Source organism: Marinobacter manganoxydans MnI7-9 (assembly GCF_000235625.1).
Classification (GTDB): domain Bacteria; phylum Pseudomonadota; class Gammaproteobacteria; order Pseudomonadales; family Oleiphilaceae; genus Marinobacter; species Marinobacter manganoxydans.
The window spans coordinates 1-1,219 of the sequence record NZ_AGTR01000022.1 but is presented as its reverse complement, the minus strand read 5'-3'; the positions used below and the strand labels follow the sequence as shown (position 1 = coordinate 1,219).

Annotated in this window: 1 protein-coding gene; it reads left to right on the top strand. The window is 55.3% G+C overall.

Annotation, left to right across the window (positions count from 1 at the left end):
* The first annotated feature begins 69 nt into the window (after positions 1-69).
* A protein-coding gene (locus KYE_RS05595; protein WP_085986435.1) for an IS3 family transposase occupies positions 70-1,190 on the top strand; the annotation gives its coding sequence in 2 pieces (ribosomal slippage) (positions 70-328 and positions 328-1,190; 1,122 coding nt in all).
* Positions 1,191-1,219: the final 29 nt, after the last annotated feature.

The window sequence follows — 1,219 nt, the reverse complement described above, 5'->3', positions numbered from 1 at the left end:
CTGACCTGCTCCCCTCTAGCTTAACCGTTTTCAGCTTAGTAATGTTCATCACAGCAGAGGACGATGAACATGAAAAAGCGATTTTCAGAAGAGCAGATCATCAGCATTTTGAAGGAAGCCGAAGCCGGCTTGGCGGTGAAAGAGCTGTGCCGCAAGTACAACATTTCTGACGCCACCTTCTACACCTGGCGCAAGAAGTTCGGCGGCATGGAGGTTTCAGAGGCACGCCGGTTGAAGACTGTCGAGGATGAGAATGCCAGGCTCAAGAAGCTGCTGGCTGAGTCTCTTCTGGACAACGAGGCCCTGAAGGCGGCCCTCAACCGAAAGTACTGACCGTCGAGAACAAGCGCGAGGCCGTGCGGGCGATGCAGGAGCAAACGCCGATATCCCAGCGCAGGGCCTGTTTTCTCGTCGGGTTATCCCGCGCTTCGTTTCACTATCGCTCCACCGTTGCTGCTGGTGACAGTGCGCTCACCGAGCGCATTTCGGAACTGGCCCATGAACGCCGTCGGTTTGGTTATCGACGGGTTCATCAACTGTTGCGACGGGAAGGAATCGATGTGAATCATAAAAAGGTTTACCGGCTGTATCGGGAGGCCGGTCGGGCCGTGCCGAAACGCAAGCGCCGAAAGGGTATCGCCATGGAACGTCAGCCACTGGTGTTGCCGGAAGCTCCGAATCAGACGTGGTCCATGGATTTCGTTATGGACGCGCTGGCGTGTGGTCGGCGGATCAAATGCCTGACGATTGTTGATGACTTCACCAAGGAATGCCTCGACATCCCCGTAGCTAACGGAATCTCGGGTGACCAGGTTGCCCGCACTCTGGATGCCATAGCCGCCTTCAGAGGCTACCCTCAGGCTGTCAGGACAGACCAGGGGCCGGAATTTACCAGTAAGGCTCTGGATCAGTGGGCTTATGACAACCGGGTGGAGCTAAAGCTGATCCAGCCCGGAAAGCCGACTCAGAATGGCTTCATCGAAAGCTTCAATGGGCGTTTCCGAGACGAGTGCCTGAACGAACACTGGTTCCGGGATCTGGCCCATGCCAGAGAAGTCATCGGTAACTGGCGACGAGACTATAATGAAAACCGACCCCATTCAGCGTTGAGCTACCAGACACCACTGGAGTTTGCGGCTGGCTACCGGACTACGGAAAAAGGGTCAAAATTAACCGACATTACTAAGTAGTGAGTGGTTTAGTGATTGGGGGCAGGTCA